The sequence below is a fragment of the Aporhodopirellula sallentina SM41 genome (assembly GCF_000346505.1).
GTDB lineage: Bacteria > Planctomycetota > Planctomycetia > Pirellulales > Pirellulaceae > Rhodopirellula > Rhodopirellula sallentina.
On the sequence record NZ_ANOH01000197.1, the window covers coordinates 20855 to 40151 of the forward strand.

Sequence of the window (19297 nt, forward strand, 5' to 3'; positions counted from 1 at the left end):
TGTCGGGTTCGCGCGAACCGATCGAGACAGCTACTTCGTCACCAAAACGCGATCGACGTCGACGAAGGTGGCGACTTCCGGTGCGACCATCGCCAAACTGACAAACTTGATGTGACTCAGGTCGAGCGATCTCTCATCAGGGCCGTCAACAATCTCCTCGCGATTGAGCACCAAGTGCGACGTCTTACCCGGTTCGATCCGAAAGATCTTCCGGCTCGTGTCGGACTCCCAGTCACGGTGCTCCGAGTCGACCACCTTAACGACGAACTCGAGCGGCTTCGGATACGAATGCGACAGCGTCACATCGAGCTCCAAAGTTTGCACGTTCGACCAGTCCGTGACCGTCTCATACAGAGTCGCCGCCGGATACGGAGCTCGCTCGGCGAGAATCCGCAACGCGTGTTTGCCATCGGTGACGTTCTGGTCCGTTCGCGTGCACCGACAATCGTCGAAATACCACCTCGTCAATTCCATTTCACGTTCAAACGAACCCAACAATGGAAACGACCGTTGGACGTCGACAATGTCCAATAACAATGACACCGGTCGAGCAAGCGCCATCCCGATCATGATCATCGCAACGCCCGCCGCCGTCAGGCTGACCCAACGCCGGTCCGCGTGATACCGAGCATTCAGCGCCGCGAAATACAGAGCCACGCCCGCAATCACGCCGAGCCCGTTGGCCACCGCATCGTGCATCGCCGCACTCCGCCCCGTCATGATCTGAGCAAACTCGACAATCACGCCGGCCAAAAAAACACAAACCGCGACCAACGCCATCCGCCCGACCCATTCGCGGCCGAACGAGTCCAACGGATCAAAGCGGTGCCACAGAAACAACACACCGATCGTTAACACGGCAAACAAAGGCCCGTGCGCCACGTCCCCGAGCGCCGCCCAAATCCGCCCGTGAAACGGAATCGGTACCAACAACATGCCGACCGCAGCGAGCAATCCGATCACCGCCATCGGGCCGACCGGACGCGGACGTTCCTTTTCCGGAACCCCGCTCGTTTGACCTACCGAATTCACAGGCTCGTTAATGGGACAATGACCAAGGTTGAACAACGATACGGGCAGAGACGGCGGACAAGGGCAAAAGAACTCTGCGCCAAAGACCAAAACCTGATGCCCACCACAAACGATCATCCGCCAAAAAGCCCACCACGGGAAGGGCACCACCCCACGCCCGCAACGAGCCCCCTAGTGATGCGCCAAAGCCTCGTTCTAGGGTAGCGAAACTCGCCAAAAGTTTCGGGAGGCCCTGGGAATCACCGAAAGTCTTGGCGACTGTCGCTTCGCCCCTGAACCCTCATTCTTGGTCGTGACGCACCACCAGTCTCCACGCCTCGAAGGGGCATCCCTATCTCTCAACCCAGAACAACAGTCTCAGCCCAGAACAACGGCCTGGTAAACCAGAACATGGCGTGAACATTAGCAGCCAAGGGCTCGCTATTCTTTATCGAAGAGAAAAGAATCTTCAGTGACCAGATCCTTCCCCAATTCAGCCTGAATCGGAACGCACCCGCTGGTGTGACAGCCTGTTCTCTTGGTGAAACGTATGAAACGCACCCGTCTAGTTTGTCTAAATCCCGCTTGTTTCATCACAATCCTAACTGGCACGTTGGTTTGTTTTCCATCGTCACTGCGAGCCGACATGATTCCAGTCATCGTCCACACAAAGACTTATGGATTCGATTTCAACTACCCGCCAGCGGCGATTCGGATCGATGATTCCGTCGGCGCGGTGGATCGGTTGACGCAAGCGTGCGCCGATCAGAACCCGCAAAAACCAGCGGGATCTGCAATTCAAGATGTGATCGCCAATCCACAAGCTTTCTTCATGTCGAAGGAGGTGCTCAAACAGCAGATCTCGAATTTCGATTCACTTGCCACCGTGTTGATACCGCTACTCAGCGACGAAACCATTGAAGCGGAGAAACGTTTTCATTTCGCCCGAATACTGACCGCGCTCGGCGTACGAAAAGGATTTGATTGGGGAATAAATCGCTTTGCCGTCAAAGACGAGTGGGATGAACGCGGTGTCAAGCAACTGCTCTTCTACATGGCCAAGAAGGAGTGGCTAGAGGACGTCGACGCATGGTCGCTGCTCGAACCGCGACTGGAGCACGAAAGATACGGCGACCGGTCTGCTGGCGAGTACCATTTTCCCCAGCAGATGATGGCGTGGTACATCGCTGAATGCAAAAAACCGGAGACTTCAGACGACGCGAGGCAAGCTTACTTCAGAGCTTTGTCGGGATTCGCTCCCACGCTTGCCGCATTGAAGTCTTGTGATCGGGTTTTCAAACCAGGGCCTGAGAAGTTCGAGGACTGGGCCCGCGAACCCGAATTGTCTGGACTGCTGCAGCGTTTTGTCGACGGGAGTCCAGGTGGTCGTCCGGCGTTCGTTCGAGATGAATCTGAAGTCGCCGAAATCAAGTCCGTTGCCTGTCGGTTTGCCAGTCGCGTTGCCGGGCATCGGCACGGGAAGTCGCAGATGTATCATCGATTCATTTGCGTCAACGGCGACGAAGAATACCGTCAGTACTTTGAGGACCATTTGGGAAATGCCTACTACCAGTATCAGGCCTTTGAAGCACTGGTGCGACTCGAAGGCGACAACGCAATCGAATTCTTGCGCAAGCACGCAAATGGCTTTCCGGGCCAAGAAAGCAATCTGCAAGACCAAGCAACCAGGATGCTGGCCGAACGTCTAGATGATGTTATTGATGCAGAACTTGTCGATTCGCTTTTGAAGATCTACCACGCCACTGAAAGGTGGGAGAAGAAACTGTCAATCGTGAAGCGACTGTTTCAGGCAGGGGCAACTGAGATGGCCGAAGAGTTGAGAGAAGACGTAGCCACCAATGCACCGGCCGTCTACTTCCGTCGACCACTCAGTCGAAAGTGGAATGAAGATGGCTTGAACATCAATCGGTTTCTTGCCGATTTGCAGGCACATGGATATGCAAAGTCATTGTCGGCTGATCAAGTTAATCAGGCTGCGATGCCGTTTGGTCCCACGGCGGAGTGTCCACACCCATCGCTGCTGTCTTTCGATGAACAGGCATTCAAGGCACTCGAATTGGCTGGCCTTCGAGATGCGGTTAATGTGCTGACAGAGATTGAAGTCAAAATGCGAGGTCTTTCAAAATTGTCAGGCGGTGAGTTCGATGCTGACTTGGTCTTCATCAATCAAGATCTGAAAACCACGTCACTTCGATTTCGCAACCAAGTGTTTGAATATCAAGTCGATCGTCCACAGGAGCACCAAGACCCAATCGTGCTCACGATGATCGCCAATTCACTGTTGCAACATTTCGATGTCGAAAACTTCTTCCTAACGTTCGATGACTTTGAAGGCATGACGGACATCAACTTTTTCTACGGCCCACCGTCGCTTGCCAAGTTACTCACAGAAAAATACCACATGCCATTCCTACCCGGATCATCCGCCTACTACAACGCCGCCCCGTAGAAATATTCGGTCCCGAGGTGTTGCCTTGTTTGTCCGATCCAAACCGCCGCTAACGCCGATCGGCTGATGCGGTTTTGGATAGCCCCCCCAAAAGTCGATTCGAATCGGCATTTTAGATTGCCGCAATCAACGGGACATTCCCTTCCCGTGGTATCCGTTTTGTGCCTAGCGGTCTCCAATGTGCGTACTTGCCATGTCTTGCGGTACCCATACCATCTGATCGACTGGAAACGGACGGCGTAGTTTGACGGGAAGCCGGTGAAGCAGAGCCATTGGGTGTCCGTCGCAACCGCAACATGAACCAGGACATCAAGTGAACAAACTCTATTGTATCTTCTGCATTGCCACGTCGCTGCTGTTTTGCATCAAGGGTTCGGGACAAGAACCCAGCGTCGAATTGGATCTGTTTGCTCAGCTCGACCAAGCGGTTGGAAACATTGCGTACACGCATGATGGAACGCTGGTTCTGAGCCATCACCCGTTCTTCAAACCCGACGTGCGCGTGGCGACTTACGATGCGATGGCAAAGACGGTTATTCCGTTTCCGAACGAAGAGTGGAACACGCCTCGCGACGAAAACGATTGGTATCTCGATGATGTCCTGGGGCTTCGCAATGACTCAAAGGGCGTTGTATGGATGCTCGACATGGGCACCCGAAACAACGTCACGCCCAAGCTGGTCGCGTGGGATACGAACGAGAACAAACTGCACCGGATCGTCTACGTCCCGCCCCCCGCAAGTCTCGACATTTCACAGCTCAACGATTTCGTGATCGATGAGCAGCGAAACCTGATCGTGATTGCTGATGAAGGGATTGCTCGCGGAGGAGATGGCTCCCGAGCGGCGTTGGTGGTTGTCGACCTTACGACGGGGATCGTCCAACGCGTCCTGCAAGACCATCCTTCGACGACTGCCGATCGCAACATGCCGACCATGATCGATGGTGATCCCCTGAGCGTTCGCGTACATGACAAAACGACGCCGATCTTCGTTGGAGCCGATGGCATTACGCTCGATGCAAACAACGAGTGGCTCTATTTCTGTCCGCTCAACGGGGGCAAGATCTATCGGCTGCCGATCGAGGCACTCGCCGACCACGAGATGACCGACGAACAGCTCGGCGAAAAGGTGGAGACTTACAGCGACAAGGTCAACAACGGCGGTCTTTCCATTGACCATGAAGGCAATCTCTATTTCACCAATGTCGGCAGCCATAGCATCGGCTTTGTATCCGCTCGTGATCGCACCTATTCGGAGATCGCGTCCGACGTGAGAATGCAATGGCCGGACGGAATCAGCTACAACCGAGACGGTTACATGTACGTCTCCGCCGCTCAAGTCCACTTGGGGTCGGCGTTCAACGACGGAAAAGACAAGACGTCGAAACCGTTCTACATCTTTCGCTTCAGGCCATTGAGCGATGGCATTTTCGGACGGTAAGCGATCGGTGGTTTAGCTCACGAAATTTGTCCGCAGCCTCAAGGCGTTGCCCTGGACTAACATAGTGTCGCCCCTATGGCTTGGTTGCTCTATGCAAACCGCCGCGAACGCCGATTGGCTGATGAGGTTTCAGGCCATTCCATCCACCCAACCCACCACTCGATTCCTCAACGCCCCAAAGGGGCATCCATCGTTCAGCCCAGGCCAACGGCCTGGCAACCGGAATCGAAACATGCCACCAAGCCCCAACGGGGCGGCCCTATTCTCAAAACGCTGCGTGCGATTGGAAACATCTATTGGGTGGCACCGCTTGGATTTCCCCGCTTGGACTTCCAAACAGCGGATGCATGTTCAGATAGGTTCTACACCATCACGACGTCCGCCCCACCTCGACGACTATCGACTCAGGTTCAACAGTTCGTCGATCAATTCCTGAGTCGTCGTGATCACCCGGCTGTTCCCCCGGTACTGCGTGCTGGCCAGGACCAACTCAACCAGGTCGTTTCCGATGTCCGTGTTGGACAACTCGAGTGCACCACCAATCGTTGTTCCGATCCCGTTCTCTCCTGGCTGCCCCGTCACCGGCAATCCGGTGTTGACCCCTTGGGCGTACATGTTCAAACCACGAGCCTCCAAACCGGCTGGGTTTGCAAAACGGGCCAACTGCAATTGACCGAGGTCGCGTGAGATGCCATTACTAAACGTCCCAACGATCGTTCCATCATCGCCAACATTAAAACTATTCAAGACCCCTGGGGCACTCCCGTCCTGACTCGTCGCCGCCAAAGTGGCAGTATCTGTCGCCAGCCCCGAGACGAGTGAAAAGTCCATTTCGAATTGCAACGGCGTGACGCTGGGCAGCCCTTGCCGGTTGATCGAAATCGTTTCCTCGGTCGCGGTCACAAAGTTGCCGTTGCCATCGAATCTAATCAAACCGGTTCCCACCGCAATCTCGTTCTGACCAGGCTCCGCATTGTCAGGGCTGTCGGCATACCAACGATAGACCGTTGCCTCATCCGTCCGGCTTTCCAACGTCGCGGTCACTCGAACGTTGATCGGCACACCAAGTGAATCGTAGACGATGAAGTCCGTCGCGGCACTCTGACCGATCGCTTCTTGGGTTGTTCCAAACGCCAAGTTGGGTGTTGTCACCTGGCCAACATCATCCGTCAAACGAAACGATGATAGATCGATATCAACCGCGTTGGATTCACCATTATTCGAAACCAACCGGATGCGACCGTCTTGAATGTAAGCACCGGGTTTCAAGGTTCCTGTTTCGCCAAGGATATTGTTTTCGGAATCCGGGATCGGGTTCTGTGAATCGACTTGCAGGGATTGAATCCCCGATGCGTCTTCGATGAAATCGAGTAGGTCCTGCATCGTCGTCGTGGCAGTAATCTCGAGCTCCTTCGTCCCTAGCGTCCGTCCACCTTTCCGACCGGTATAACTAAGCGTTCCTTCGCTAAAGATCTGTTCGTAAACCAAACCATCCCGTCGAAGAACATCTGTCAACAACGTGTTGCTACTGACCGAAGGACCATCCATGTCCAACAATTGGTTCGCCGAATCGCTGAGATCCGAGATTTCCTCATCGGACCGCGAATCCGTAAACGTTTCTCCAGGCTCAACGGTTCCTACGAGATAAAAGTTGTTTTGGTCACCGGAGAGGTTCCGGTAAATTCGAATTTCGTCGTAATCTGGAAAGCCGCCGCCAACCGGTGGGTCCGGTGGATCGGGGAAATCCGACAACGTGATTCGACCATCAACGACACTCTGCGGCCCCAAGTAACTGCTCGGACGACTCTCCGGATCACCCGCACTGTAGTACGTGATCATGTAGGTGTAGTTGCCCGTCAGATTCTCATCATTCAGCTCGGTGGTGCTCAACGCGGTTGCCCCTGTGTCGCTGTAACTTCCGCCGCTCGCTGCAGAATCGAGCAAAAAGAATTCGCTGCCGTTGGCGGCCGTCCGATAGATATTCACCGTCGGATAATTACCTCCCGTTGGATCGGTCGGCAGGTTTGCCAAGTCAACGTTCCCGTTCGGGCCAACCGCCGCGCTGATGATGTTACTCGTCGCGGCTTCGTACCCGTTGGAATCAACCAACGCGACGCGATATTGATAGGTCCCCGCACCGAGCGATCCAGACGATCCTGGCGTTGCGGTGGTCGACGCGACATCGGTAATCGGCGCCGTCTCGACGTTCACGCCCGACGCGTCGGGCCGTGGCACCTGGTTATCGCCCAGATGCAAGCTCTCGATCACCTGCGCAGCGCTAGCAATTTCACCTTCTGGGGTCAACGTTCCTTCAAACGAAACGTTCTCGGTCTCTTTCGCCACCGTCTTCGTTCCCAACGGCACGGTCAACGGTGTCAGGGTCGAGGTCTGCAGTGCAAACTGATCGTCAATCCCGTACCCGAGCAGACGTTGCCCGGTCGCGTTAACCAGTTCCCCTTCGCTGTTGAGTTTGAAGATCCCGTTTCGCGTGTAGAGAATCTCGCCATCGGCAGCCTGAACCTGGAAGAAACCTTCGCCCTGTATCGCCAAGTCGCTACTACTGCTGCTGATCTCGATCGTACCCTGATTGTGGTTCGCTGCGACCTCGGCGACTTGTACACCAAGGCCGACCTGGCGAGGGTTGGTACCACCGTTGTTTTCCGATGGCCCGGAACCAAGCGATAGCGTCTGCAAGAACTGACTCGCAAAAACCACATCCGAAGACTTGAAGCCGACCGTTTGCGAGTTCGCAAGGTTGTTGCCGATCACGTCGATTTGCGTTTCGGCGGCGCTGAGGCCAGTCAGAGCGGTCGAAAGAGCAGATTGCAGACCCACGGTGATTCTCCTGAGACGTTACTGAATCAGGCTCACCGATCTAATCGGCAAACCTCACCCAGTTTGAATATCGCGAATGTTCTCTACGATCATCGTCTTTCCACCGACGTGAACTTTGACCGAACGTGCCTCGTTTTCACCATTTGTTTCCACAGTGACACGATCGACCACTCCCTCAACTTGGCTGGAGTCTGTCGCAAGTCCCGAGACGGTCTTCCCGATCAATCCACTCGCAGTGACGAGCTGCTGGTTGTCCGAAAGCGTGGTTAGAGTATTCGTCAACTCGTCCGTCGCACCGATTTCTCGAATCAGCCCGATCTGTTGGACCATCTCCGAGTTATCCATCGGGTCAAGCGGATCCTGGTTTTGCAACTCTTGAATCAACAAAGCCAGAAAGTCATCAGTCCCAAGATCGTTGTACCCGTCATTGGTACCTCCGATCGTCGATGAAGAAAAATCCGCAACCGAAGAGGCAGCAGTAGTACTTCCGGTCTGGGAAGCAGCGGACATCGGCAGATACCTTAAAAAGAAAAACGGATCCGAGAAACCAACTCAACATCCCCGATAACAAACCCCACCCTCGAAAAACAAGAGACAATCAGGACACGGGGAAAGACAGGACATCGGGAAAGAGTGGGCATCGGGAAAGAAATGCCCGCAAGGAAGCTCATCCATCAAACGAACGGTTCAGTGTCCACTGGAATTCTTACGAAATCGCTTCGGAACCATTTGCCGCAAGCGACGTTTTGCCGAAAGCGGAAAGCTCTTGATTTGGTCCGCTCTGCTCATCACACCGTTTCTTCGCAACACTGCTCCCCACTGCTTTTGCCACAGTTTGTTGGCTGTGCGATCGCCCTCGGGGCGTGACACGACCGTATCAAACCGAAGGCCCTGCGTTGCATAATCATCGACAATGCACTCGAACCGTTCGGTAAACGATGGCGTGTTCAAGTGGACCTCATCTACCGAGAGCACACTCAACAGGCGAAAACTCAACGAACGGTATCGACTGCTCATCATCTCAACAAAATCGCGAGACTCAGTGCCCAACCTTCGTATTCTCTCATCAATGATCGATTCATCGACCTGGTGATCTAACGTTTCGGGACCCTCGCTCGCTTGGCGATAGTAGACGAACGCGATCTCGCGTCGCGAACCTTCGAGCAACTCCGACATCCGATCCATCCGACGCTCAAAGGTCGTCAACGCCTTCGGGTTTTCCAGTGGATTGGTGTGTACGTGCGCCACGTGCGGATACGCCCGAAACACGATCGATCGCTGCCCCGGCCAACGATAGTGAGACAACTGAGAATACGCTCCCACGCCACGCACATCGTCAAATCCGCTTCGAAGCATCGATGTGACCGATCCTAGACCGTCATGAAGATTCCATAACCAATCAAACGGTAGACTTGAGTGACGCAATTGAAAGTGGTTGAGGATCATCGCCACGTCGCATCCGCCGCCAAGGGATATCACCATTTGCTTTCGCATTCTTTTTGACCTCGGACGATAACGACGTTCCGTACTCCTCCCCTTCTCTACCGCGGCAGCAACTATAGACGCGTGACCTTGGCGACTGCCGACGATGCAGATTTCACTCTGCCATTTACCTAGGAAACGCAGTACCAAACCGGCCGGTCGTGAGTCAAGCATTCCTGAAAACAGGCCTCACATTTCGAGTTTCACGGCCCCCTCGCCTCACGGCCCCCTCGCCAGTTGGACTTGAATCGGCACGTCATGTTTGTCTAGCTTCGCGCTTCAACACAGATCTGCCGTGGATGCAAAAGGAATATCAATGGCACGTTTTCGCAAAATTCGCCGACGTTTGTTCCCTGGATTCCCCAGCGGCACGGACGTCAAACAAATGCGTGCGAGGGCACTGCGCCGTATCGGATTGTCCCGGTGCCGCGTGCCGAAACTCCTCGTCGACCAACCCGATTTGCTGTACGGCAGTATTTTGCCAATGGCAATCGCAGAACACGTGATTCAAACCGGTCATCTGACGTTCCTGCAAATCGGCGCCTTCGACGGCAATCAAAACGATGACCTCAAACACGTCCTCAATCGGTTCCCGGTCAAGGGCGTTCTCGTCGAACCACAGCCGAACGTGTATCGACGCTTGCAGGCCTTGCACGGTGACAACCGTGACCTCACTCTGGTCAACGCTGCGATCGACAAGGTCTGCGGCGTGCGACCGTTCTACATGCTCGAAGGTGGCGACTTAGAGTGTGCCTCCTTCGATCGCAATCACCTGATCAAACATGGCGTCGCCCCCAAGCAGATCTATTCCCAAGAAGTGCCCTGCAAAACCGTGCACCAAGTGCTCGAGGACGCGGGACTCGACTCAGTGGATCTTTTGCAGATCGACGCGGAGGGCTACGACTACGAGATCATCAAAACGATCGACTTTGAACGCTTAACACCCGCGATGCTTCGGTTTGAATACCGCCATCTGTCGAGTGCCGACATCGACGAATGTCTCGAAATGCTATCAAGTCATGGTTATCGATTTATCGTAGAAGAACTCGACCTGATCGCCATTCATACAAACGCTGTTGCCACCCACGAAGAAGTCATTGGCCGTAACCGGGCAGCCTAGTTAGATCCGTCGCCGTGTCCTTGCGATGCGAGAGTTAGAGGAATTTGAGTGGATATTGCCAGTCACAATCGCAAACTGTTTCACGTCGGCAAGTACGTGTTTGCCCCCGAGACGCTGCTGCCGTTTCGCCGCGGTGAACCGAAGCAATACAACTTCATGACCATCGATCAGTTGCGTGATCGCTTTCCCGACCGCGTCGAAGTCCACAACCTGGACAACTTTCCGGAACAGAATCGCCCCCTGGTCGGCCAACCGGAAGGCAAAGCACCGGTCTCGTACCGCGCCGATCATCCTCGCAGCTTCGTAGCAACCATCGATGGCGGATGCTGCCACGGCCGAAACTGCGACTGGGTTGGCCTCGAAAGCCACTACCTCCAAGAGTTGCGATACATCGCCGGACGGCTTCACGCGAAAGACTTCTCACACGGCTACCTCGACCCACGCTTTCTCCGCCGTTTGCTGACCACTCCGCGACGCCTACCACGCCCAACCCACCTCCGAGGAACAGTCGTTGTCCTCAACAAAGTCGCCTCACACAACTACTTTCACTGGCTCAGTGAAGTGCTGCCACGGATTGAACTCGTCAAGCGTGCGGGACTACTCTCCGCAGATGCCTACATCGTCGACTGCCATAAGTCCTTTCAGTTGCAATCGCTAGAACTCCTAGGAATTCCGCTTCAAAAAATCATTCAACCTCATGAAGGTCTTCTTATCCAGGCGGAACGATTGGTTGTCCCATCATTCTACTCCGCCGACTCGCGTCGTCGTCTCGGCCCGTTGATGAAATCAACCATCGGCTTGCAGGACGCCGACCACCAAGAATTCAACAAGAGGAAGGTCTATATCAGCAGGAGACACTCGAACAATCGTATCCTGCAGAACGATGCCGAGGTATCACGCTTCCTTGACAAGCATGATTTTGAAACTCACCATCTCGAACAATACTCGCTGGAAAAACAAATCCGTTTGCTCCATCAGACCGGTACTGTCATCGGTCTTCACGGCGCCGGCTTAACGAACGTTTTATTTTCACCGGGATCGGCTGAGGTTTTGGAAATCCGTCCTGAACGTTGTAACCGCACGTGTTTTTCGGAGTTGGCGGACGATCTAGGTCATCGTCACGAGATAGTGAACGCCACTCAGCCAAAACGTCGCGGCCCGATTCATTGCAAACTTTCGGATCTCGAAGAAGCTCTCGAACGAATCACTCATCCGGTTCGAAAGGCAGCATAGGTCAGCCCGCTGCCGGCGACAACTTATGCCATCAATTGTCTGACCACATCGCGAAAACGCGATTCAAATTGCTCGTGGTTGTCGACAAACCATCGTCGCGCATTGGCCCCCAAGCTGGATTTCTCTTCTTCAGACATCTCTAGCAAATTCTCGATGGTCTTTTGCATGGCTGCCGGATTCACGAACCAATTGATTCCGAGGTGCCTCGGCTCGGATCGGTCGCACTTCACCAGCACACCGCGGGTCTCGTCCACCAATTCATTCATGGGAGGACCGTCCGTAGTAACGACAACCGCGCCACACGACATTCCCTCGACGATGTAGTGTCCCCACCCTTCGGATCGAGAGGGACACAGATGAATCCCATGCTGGTTTTGCATTGCGCGCAACGAATCGTCTTCCACATACTCCGTCATCAAACGCACGTTGTGGGGAACTGAACTGGGAGCATTCGAAGCCGACTGCACAATCGTCAACTCAGGCCAATCTGGATGTTGCGACCAGAGGTCAATCAACATACTCGTCCCTTTGAGGGTACTCCGTCCGGCGAGATGAAAAAATCGTCCATAGTCGGGAGTAATCGAATCAAGAATTCGATCTTCGGATGTAAAACCAATGTACGTCGCTTGCTCGGCGTAACGTGAAAAAACCTCGACCGCATGCCGCGTCTTACATAAGACTTGGTCGACGTAGCGAAGGCGTTTGAGGTGCCGCCGAGGATATCTCTCTTGATTGGGAATCAAAGCCACTTTACCGCTGAACATCGCGGCGTTCCGCGGCACACGTTCAGCCAGCAAATTCAAGCAACCGTCTTGGCATTGCTTTTTCGGTACCAGCAAGCGAGTAACACTGCTCCAGATCGAATCGAGATCACGATACTCCTGCCACTCGACATCGACCTGATCACGTAGAGCGTCTTCAATCAGATTGACATCACGATCAATTCCAACCCCATTCTTTCGAGCGACGATTTGAACCCTGTTCAAACGTCGAGTGTCGCGATCGTCCGCCTTTGCATTCGCAGTCATGCTGCCCTCGCAACGCGGGGGTGAAGTTCTCGATACAAATTCAACGTCGCGTCCACCATTCGGTCAGTCACGAACTGATTCCTAGCGTAGCGACTCGCTTCATCGAGCAGTTCCGCATTCCCGGAATCGGCAAAGCTCTCTCGTAGTGCGAATGCCATTGCGGCATCGTTACCGACCTCAAACACCTTTGCGAAGGGACCGTTGCTGCGCATCCTCGGGTCACACCCGAGCACATCGCGCAGACCTCCAACGTTGGTAGAAACAACCGGTCTGCGAAGTATCATTGCTGCGGCCACAGTCAGACACAGCCCTTCGCTATGGGAAGGGTGAGCGACAACATCCGCTGCCGCGATTAGTTGATCAGGGTCGTTCCGGTAGCCAAGCAAACGCACCTCGTCGGTCACATCTAGCCTACGGATAAGTGACTCCAGAAACGGCCGGTGCTCTCCCTCGCCGGCAATCACAGCGGTAACGCGATTCCCTTCGGACTTCAGCGTCGCGACCGCCCGGACAAGTGTCTCATGCCCTTTGCATGGCAGCAGATTCCCAACAGCGACAATCAGCCTGTGACTCGAACTCGGCAAAAACTCTTTGCGTAAACTTTCGCGACTTTCGGCATCCACGGTCGGAATCTCAATCGCGGCATGGATCACCTGGAGCTTTTCCTGGGGTATTCCTCTGGCTACACACGCGTCGGAGACCGCATGGGAGACGCAGATGACACGATCAGCGACCCGCGAATATTTCAACACAGACCGAATCGGAAACATCGTGTGTCTTATTCCAACGACTTTCAACCCTCGCACCGCATTGGCAGCGATTCCCAAACCCGTCAACGAGTGCGAATCATTGCAATGAACGACACTGATGTTTTCACGCTTGAGCCACGCTCGAAGATTCCACAACTGCAGCGGATTGCGTCCTTTGCCTGAGAGCGCCCGAACCGTGAAACCTTCGGCAATCATCTTCTCTTGCAACACGCTCGCATCGCGAACCGCGAGAAAAACCTCGACACCACGATCACGCAGTCCCTTAGCGAGGTTCCTCAGGTAGACTTCGCCACCACCCCAACCGGCCTGAGTCGAACCGAGCAACACGCGGAGCTTGTTCGCTTCCTGCATCGGATGGACTGTTGGAATCGATAGTGGAGTATTCGGAATCATACCCGAACCCTACTTTGATGAGACGTTGAAAAAGCTGGATGGGGTTGATATCGCATGCCCGAGTTCGGTCATGCCGCCCGAGATGGACGACTGACACTTATGGAGGATTCACTCACCCAATTAGCACAGCCCAGTGAATCTCCGTTGAGCGTTCCGGGATTAAACCATGGATCCGGATAGTACACCCGCCTCTGTGCGTCGCTGCGACCGAGAAAGGCTGCCCACCAACTGAACGAACTATTCGCGATAATGGAATGATCGCATTGACTCATGAGAAACATGTCTTCAATCGCGGTCGTCGCATCGTTGTGCGTGACCGGCCTCTGCTTGAGCCCTACATCCAAATGGTCTTGGCACCACTGGATGTCATTTGAAAACACAAACACATTGAGATTGCTAAATCTCTGCCGCAGATCGTTTAGGCACTTTCGATAGTATTCCGCGTCCAGCCTGCGGTAGATCCTTAGCGTCTCTGCATTCGTCACATAGTCACCCCGACGCACATGCATCGCAACGCTCATCGATGACTGGATTTCATCAAGCACTCGGCTGGATTCATCCGACAAGCCGCGTTTGAGCTGAAATTCTTTCTTCAACTCAGCCTGTAAGCCTGGGAAATAGCGTTCGCTCTGCCAGTAGCCGTCGAGATAAAGATCCGAGCCTTCTGCAAGATACTTCTCCGCGAAGCCGAATGGTTTCTCGCGTCGTAATCGCAACGGGCGTTTATCGCACGACTGAAGTCCGCCGGCAAAGTTCGCAACACGTTCGGCCCACCGCGATTTGCCTCGATATCGCCCGGGAATACGAGCGAATTCCGCTTGAGTCATCCTCGCAGCAGAAATATCAAATTGGTCGATAGCAAGTGCATGAAGATCGTAGCTTTCAAAAGCACTGACATCCAAGACGAGTCTCTCTGATCGACGCCTTGCGAGGCTAAAACCGTAAGCATACTGAAACATTTGGTTGCCCAGTCCGCCGATGAGTCGTGTTGCAATCATCAGATCTAGGCCACCTTGCTCGTTTTGCTTGACTCCACGGATTCGCGAACAGCCGTATCCAGGGTACGAATCATTCGCTCAAACATCACGTCATCAAACATCGGATTGAGTCCAACGTAGAAACTACCGTGATGAATTTCTTCCGCCCCCGGGAAGTCAGTCGGATCGAGGTCGCCGATCAACTTGGCTGCTGGTTGGCGAGCCAAATTCCCCGTTACCACAGGCCGGGTTTCGACGCCCGCCTCCTCAAGTCGGTTGAGCACATCAACACGACACTTCGATGCCGAACCAGCCAACCGCACTACCGTAGCTAATGGACACGAAGTTCCCTTCGCCGGCATCGATATACGATCTAAAAATGGTGTGCTATCAATATACTCATCAAAACGTTGCGCGAGTTCGTCGCGACGTTCATTCATCGCGTCAAGCTTTTTCAGTTGTTCGAGTCCGAACGCCGCGTTCAGTTCCGTGGGACGCAGGTTGAATCCCCAATTGATGAATTGAAAACGCTGGTCAACGGTCTGCTGGCTGACCGGAATGTGAGCACGTGACCAACCATGAGCCCGAAGGACACGCAGAGCCTCCGCGTCTTCTTCCGAGTTACAGATTACCATGCCACCTTCCATGGTGGTCATATGATGCGAGAAAAAGAAACTGAATGTCCCGCCGATGCCAAAATTACCGACATGAGTGCCGTCATATTTCGCACCAATCGACTCGCAGCAATCTTCGATCAGCAAGAGCCCATGTTCATCGCAGATGTTCTGCATCTCCTGCATGTCGCAGGGATAGCCCATCAGGTGAACCGCAAATAGGCATTTCGTTCGCGATGTAATCTTGCTGCGAAGGTCATCAAAATCAATGTTCAGCGTCTGGGGGTCGACGTCGACCAATTTGACCTTCAGTCCCGCCATCAACGGAGACCAAACCTGCGTCGGCCATGTAACGGCAGGAACCAAGATCTCATCGCCTTCCTTCATTCGTGGTTTGAGCGGATTGACGAGGTGAAACGCCAGAAGCAAATCAGCAGAGGACCCGCTGTTGACCATCACCGCGTCTTGAGCACCAGCAAACGCTGCAAACCCTTTTTCAAACTCACGTGTAGTCGCTCCCATCGACGTCTGATAATCGCACATGCAAGCCGTTGCTGCGGCGATCTCTTCTTTTCCAAATGTGGGAAGAGTCAACGGGAACCAGTATTTGCCGCGCTCCGATTTGGGTGCATCCAGGTTATTGTCGAGCCATTGATCGAGACTCTTTACGGCATCCGTGTTCATGCGACCCTCCGTGTCGTTGTTTGTGCAGTTGCCCCGGTGGCATCGGATATGGATGCCTGACAAATCTGCTTGTACTGCAAAATTGTTCTTCGAATTCCATCTCGAAGCGCGATTTTTGTGCGAAAGCCAAGCTGGCTGAGTCGTGTGTTGTCGGTGCACTTACGCAACATGCCATCGGGGCGACTGGTGTCCCAACTAATGTTGCCGACGAAACCAGTCTCTTCGGCTATCATTCCTGCGAGTTCAGAAATCGAAACGTCCGTCCCAGGACCAAGATTGACGATTTCTCCGTTCTCTGCATTCTCAAATAGATGCAACATCCCGTCGACGACATCGTCGACATGAATAAACTCGCGACGTGCGATCCCCGATCCCCAGAGCACAACTTCATCTGCCCCGTCAGTAACTGCATCGCTAAAACGTTTCACTAGTGCACTGAGAACGTGGCATCGTGACAGATCAAAGTGGTCGTTGGTCCCATATATGTTGCAGGGCATCGGCAACACACACTTCATTCCATGTTGCTTTTGGTAAGCCTGAGCCAATCGCAGTCCGGCAATTTTTGCCAGGGCATAACCTTCATTTGTCGGCTCGAGCGGACCGTCGAGCAGATACTCTTCCTTCATCGGCTGCGGACACTCCCGTGGGTAGATACAGGTGCTTCCTAAGAGCAGGACCTTTTCTACGCCGACGCGGTGACATGCACCGAGTTGATTCACAACAATCTTCAGGTTGTCAGACAAAAACGCTGTGGGATCCGCGATATTCGCGGCTATGCCTCCCACCTTTGCCGCGATCAAAAACGCGTACCGCGGGCGATGCTGATCAAACCATCGGTCAACCGACTGTTCATCGCACAGGTCAAGGTCATTGCGTGTGGTAACGAGCAGATTCGAAAATCCATCCGCACTCAGTTGCTCTACCAGACGCGCGCCAACCATACCGGTGCCGCCGGTAATGAGAATAGGATCTGTCTTATCCACAGGAAATCCATTTCCTTGATGTGGGAGTTAAATTTGAGATTTCCGCCTTTTATCAAGTCAAACTCTCGGCAGATAGAGGAGTTTTCTCCCTAACGGCGAAGTCTCGACGCTTGATCAAGGCGAGGTGGTACATCGACCAACGTTCTCACCGCAATTGAGCCCGAATCTCGGCCTATCCGAGTGATCGACGATCGCCCGAAGACATCAAGCCGCACGCTTAATTTCTGGCACCTCGGGCATGTCTTGCCGAGTACCTTGAAAGCGATGCACAGCCGTTCGAACCGCCGCTTCGAGGGACATCCGCCACGTCAAGACGCTCAATGGGGACGCTTTCCATTGTCGAAGCAGATGTTTCAACGCCACATCCCATTGTCCGTTGCGCGACGCCTTGCGAGCCCACTTGTTCGGACCGGACGGCGACCGAGAAGCTAGGCAACGCTGCACGATTGCATTGGGTAAACGAATGCCTCGTCGACGGTAGGACTCTTGCATCAATGACAGCAGACGTTCGCGACGCTTTCGCCCGACGCTCCACGTACCGCTCGATCCATGTTGCCGATAACATAGCAACACCTGCGGAAGATTTGCGAGTTTACCGATCTCCGACATTCGCAACCAAAGATCAAGGTCTTCAATCCATTCATATTGCGGGCGATAGCCTCCCAGCTTTTCTACCACTTCACGACGCATCATTACGGTGGGATGAGCCATACCCGTTTTCATACGCAACATGTCCGCTTCGATTGCCTCGTGAGAAATTCCAAACGAATCGACGCCCAACGCTGCTCCGTCGCTGTCTAGTTCCAAGATAGCGGTACCTACAGCGACCACATCGTCATGACGGGCGAGAAACTCACGCTGCAGGAAGAAGCGTTGCGGCATCGCGATATCATCAGCATCCATCCGAGCAATCAGTGGAGCGGTGCAACGCGCCAAACCGGCATTGAGGGCTCCGACAAGTCCCTGGTTTTCCTGACGATGAACCGTAACGCGAGGATCTTCCTTTGCAAAAGAGGTCAAAATTTCTGACGAGGCGTCAGTACTTCCGTCATCCACACAAACCATTCGAAAGTGTGGATAGGTTTGCTGCAGAATACTCCGAATCGCCAACTCCAAATAATTTTCGGCGTTGTAGATTGGCATTACCACGTCGATGTCACATGTTTCCATCAATCACTCCCTACTGAGACATCAAACACACGAATGCGTCGCAGCGCATCTAGGTCAATCAATCGGACTACCAGTCGTCGGGCACATCCCCGCTGAAGCCATCCTGCCATCGCGGAACATCGGTCAACTGCAGTCCGAACCATCGGCCCAAAACCGAAAGCATTCAGTTCAAAACACGGACACCATGCGACCCAACCTGCGTCTAGACCACTCACTTTTCCCATGGCGTATTTCTAAGCCGCCGGACGCATGGCACGAGTCAACTTGGACGCACCGATTTTGAAGCGGTGTTTTTTGGGATAAATCGTCAGTTTCCGCTTCGGGCCACAAACCATCTTCTCACGCAGCAACCTGACCAGCATTGGAAACAAGTTCCATTGCTCAAGGACTGACGTCCGTGCAGTGTCTACGTCACCCTGGCGATGCCTATCAAGATCTGAATCGATTCCCCGTAAAATGATGTCGATCGCATTTTCAGGCTGAAAAATGTCAATCGGCTCAAAGCTTCCGACCGGAAAGTACTCCGATGCATTCGGAGCACCGTAATAAAAGGGAAAGCAAAATCCCAGCAAGGCGTCCGAAAGCTTCTCCGTGATGTAGTTCGGACGAGAGGCATTTTCGAGCACGAGGTGGTATCGATAGTTTCCGATAGCTTCCCACTTGTCAGAAATCGTTTGATGGCCTCGGCCATAGACATGAAGCCTATCACCGAGTCGATCCTTCAGCATTTTGACGAAAAGCAAACGTTGGCGATGCGCCGGGGTTATCGCCTTGTTCGAGATGACCACACTCATCAAAGCCGTCTTTTCAGGCCGCTGCATCGTGGAGAGTGAATCGTAGTTCATCACCGGCACAAAACCATGCTCCGCATCAACACCGAGGTGCCAAGGTTGTGACTGCTGCGAGACGACCAGCCCCGGATGAGAAACCGAATGACAGGTCTGCACCCACTGGAATTGGCTAAGAAACAACCGATTGTAGGAACGTATCTCGGGAGGTTCCCAGGAAACAAAGAACGTATTACGAGGATGGCATCGAGCGGACACGTCTGACAACGGATTCTCCAACACCACCCACGCATCAACG

15 protein-coding genes are annotated in these 19297 nt (G+C 53.8%); 4 read left to right on the forward strand and 11 right to left on the reverse strand.

Features of this window, described 5'->3' with window-relative positions; translation table 11 throughout:
* Positions 1–30: 30 nt before the first annotated feature.
* On the reverse strand, positions 31–1032 hold the full coding sequence (locus RSSM_RS12655; RefSeq protein WP_008679035.1) for a VanZ family protein: 1002 nt from the start codon (positions 1030–1032) through the stop codon (positions 31–33).
* A 625-nt stretch (positions 1033–1657) separates the two neighbouring features.
* Between RSSM_RS12655 and RSSM_RS12660 the strand changes: the two genes are divergently transcribed.
* Positions 1658–3481 carry a hypothetical protein gene (locus tag RSSM_RS12660; protein WP_044302428.1) on the forward strand — a complete coding sequence of 608 codons (1824 nt, stop codon included), beginning with the start codon at positions 1658–1660 and terminating at the stop codon, positions 3479–3481.
* Between the two features lie 313 nt (positions 3482–3794).
* A complete protein-coding gene (locus tag RSSM_RS12665) occupies positions 3795–4922 on the forward strand; it encodes an L-dopachrome tautomerase-related protein (protein ID WP_008679038.1) in 1128 nt (375 codons plus the stop codon).
* 396 nt (positions 4923–5318) lie between these two features.
* Here the strand turns inward: RSSM_RS12665 and RSSM_RS12670 are convergent, their stop codons facing one another.
* The 3 genes from RSSM_RS12670 to RSSM_RS12680 form a co-directional block, all read right to left on the reverse strand.
* Positions 5319–7757, reverse strand: coding sequence for a flagellar hook-basal body complex protein (locus RSSM_RS12670; protein WP_008679040.1), 2439 nt, complete (start codon positions 7755–7757; stop codon positions 5319–5321).
* Positions 7758–7811: 54 nt separating this feature from the next.
* Entirely contained in the window at positions 7812–8267 is a 456-nt protein-coding gene (locus RSSM_RS12675; RefSeq protein WP_008679042.1) for a flagellar hook assembly protein FlgD, read from the reverse strand.
* A gap of 177 nt (positions 8268–8444) precedes the next feature.
* On the reverse strand, positions 8445–9239 hold the full coding sequence (locus RSSM_RS12680; RefSeq protein WP_160168127.1) for a DUF1796 family putative cysteine peptidase: 795 nt from the start codon (positions 9237–9239) through the stop codon (positions 8445–8447).
* 316 nt (positions 9240–9555) lie between these two features.
* Here RSSM_RS12680 and RSSM_RS12685 point away from each other — a divergent pair, with 316 nt between their 5' ends.
* Entirely contained in the window at positions 9556–10359 is an 804-nt protein-coding gene (locus RSSM_RS12685) for an FkbM family methyltransferase (RefSeq protein WP_044302429.1), read from the forward strand.
* Between the two features lie 48 nt (positions 10360–10407).
* A complete protein-coding gene (locus RSSM_RS12690; RefSeq protein WP_008679047.1) occupies positions 10408–11592 on the forward strand; it encodes a glycosyltransferase family 61 protein in 1185 nt (394 codons plus the stop codon).
* Between the two features lie 23 nt (positions 11593–11615).
* Here RSSM_RS12690 and RSSM_RS12695 read toward each other — a convergent pair whose 3' ends face one another.
* The 7 genes from RSSM_RS12695 to RSSM_RS33720 all read right to left on the reverse strand — a co-directional run bounded on the left by RSSM_RS12695 (position 11616) and on the right by RSSM_RS33720 (position 19056).
* Positions 11616–12620 (reverse strand): glycosyltransferase, encoded by a 1005-nt coding sequence (locus RSSM_RS12695; RefSeq protein ID WP_008679049.1) that lies wholly within the window; start codon positions 12618–12620, stop codon positions 11616–11618.
* Complete coding sequence (locus tag RSSM_RS12700; protein WP_008679052.1) at positions 12617–13783, reverse strand: glycosyltransferase; 1167 nt, start codon at positions 13781–13783, stop codon at positions 12617–12619. Before RSSM_RS12700 ends, RSSM_RS12695 begins: the two co-directional genes overlap by 4 nt.
* Positions 13784–13851: 68 nt before the next feature.
* Positions 13852–14781, reverse strand: a complete 930-nt coding sequence (locus RSSM_RS12705; RefSeq protein WP_008679055.1) for an alpha-1,2-fucosyltransferase — start codon at positions 14779–14781, stop codon at positions 13852–13854.
* Between the two features lie 5 nt (positions 14782–14786).
* On the reverse strand, positions 14787–16058 hold the full coding sequence (locus RSSM_RS12710) for a DegT/DnrJ/EryC1/StrS family aminotransferase (RefSeq protein ID WP_008679057.1): 1272 nt from the start codon (positions 16056–16058) through the stop codon (positions 14787–14789).
* On the reverse strand, positions 16055–17041 hold the full coding sequence (locus tag RSSM_RS12715) for a GDP-L-fucose synthase family protein (protein ID WP_008679060.1): 987 nt from the start codon (positions 17039–17041) through the stop codon (positions 16055–16057). Before RSSM_RS12715 ends, RSSM_RS12710 begins: the two co-directional genes overlap by 4 nt.
* A gap of 204 nt (positions 17042–17245) precedes the next feature.
* On the reverse strand, positions 17246–18184 hold the full coding sequence (locus tag RSSM_RS12720; protein WP_160168128.1) for a glycosyltransferase: 939 nt from the start codon (positions 18182–18184) through the stop codon (positions 17246–17248).
* A gap of 260 nt (positions 18185–18444) precedes the next feature.
* Positions 18445–19056 (reverse strand): glycosyltransferase family 10 domain-containing protein, encoded by a 612-nt coding sequence (locus RSSM_RS33720; protein ID WP_236621116.1) that lies wholly within the window; start codon positions 19054–19056, stop codon positions 18445–18447.
* Positions 19057–19297 lie beyond the last annotated feature (241 nt).

Bases quoted from the DNA above. Each gene is read 5' to 3' on its own strand.
- RSSM_RS12700 (WP_008679052.1), bottom strand. From the start codon at position 13,783: ATGATTCCGAATACTCCACTATCGATTCCAACAGTCCATCCGATGCAG.
- RSSM_RS12705 (WP_008679055.1), bottom strand. From the start codon at position 14,781: ATGATTGCAACACGACTCATCGGCGGACTGGGCAACCAAATGTTTCAG.
- RSSM_RS12695 (WP_008679049.1), bottom strand. From the start codon at position 12,620: ATGACTGCGAATGCAAAGGCGGACGATCGCGACACTCGACGTTTGAAC.
- RSSM_RS12680 (WP_160168127.1), bottom strand. From the start codon at position 9,239: ATGGTGATATCCCTTGGCGGCGGATGCGACGTGGCGATGATCCTCAAC.
- RSSM_RS12660 (WP_044302428.1), top strand. From the start codon at position 1,658: ATGATTCCAGTCATCGTCCACACAAAGACTTATGGATTCGATTTCAAC.
- RSSM_RS12675 (WP_008679042.1), bottom strand. From the start codon at position 8,267: ATGTCCGCTGCTTCCCAGACCGGAAGTACTACTGCTGCCTCTTCGGTT.
- RSSM_RS12710 (WP_008679057.1), bottom strand. From the start codon at position 16,058: ATGAACACGGATGCCGTAAAGAGTCTCGATCAATGGCTCGACAATAAC.
- RSSM_RS12720 (WP_160168128.1), bottom strand. From the start codon at position 18,184: ATGCCAATCTACAACGCCGAAAATTATTTGGAGTTGGCGATTCGGAGT.
- RSSM_RS33720 (WP_236621116.1), bottom strand. From the start codon at position 19,056: ATGAACTACGATTCACTCTCCACGATGCAGCGGCCTGAAAAGACGGCT.
- RSSM_RS12685 (WP_044302429.1), top strand. From the start codon at position 9,556: ATGGCACGTTTTCGCAAAATTCGCCGACGTTTGTTCCCTGGATTCCCC.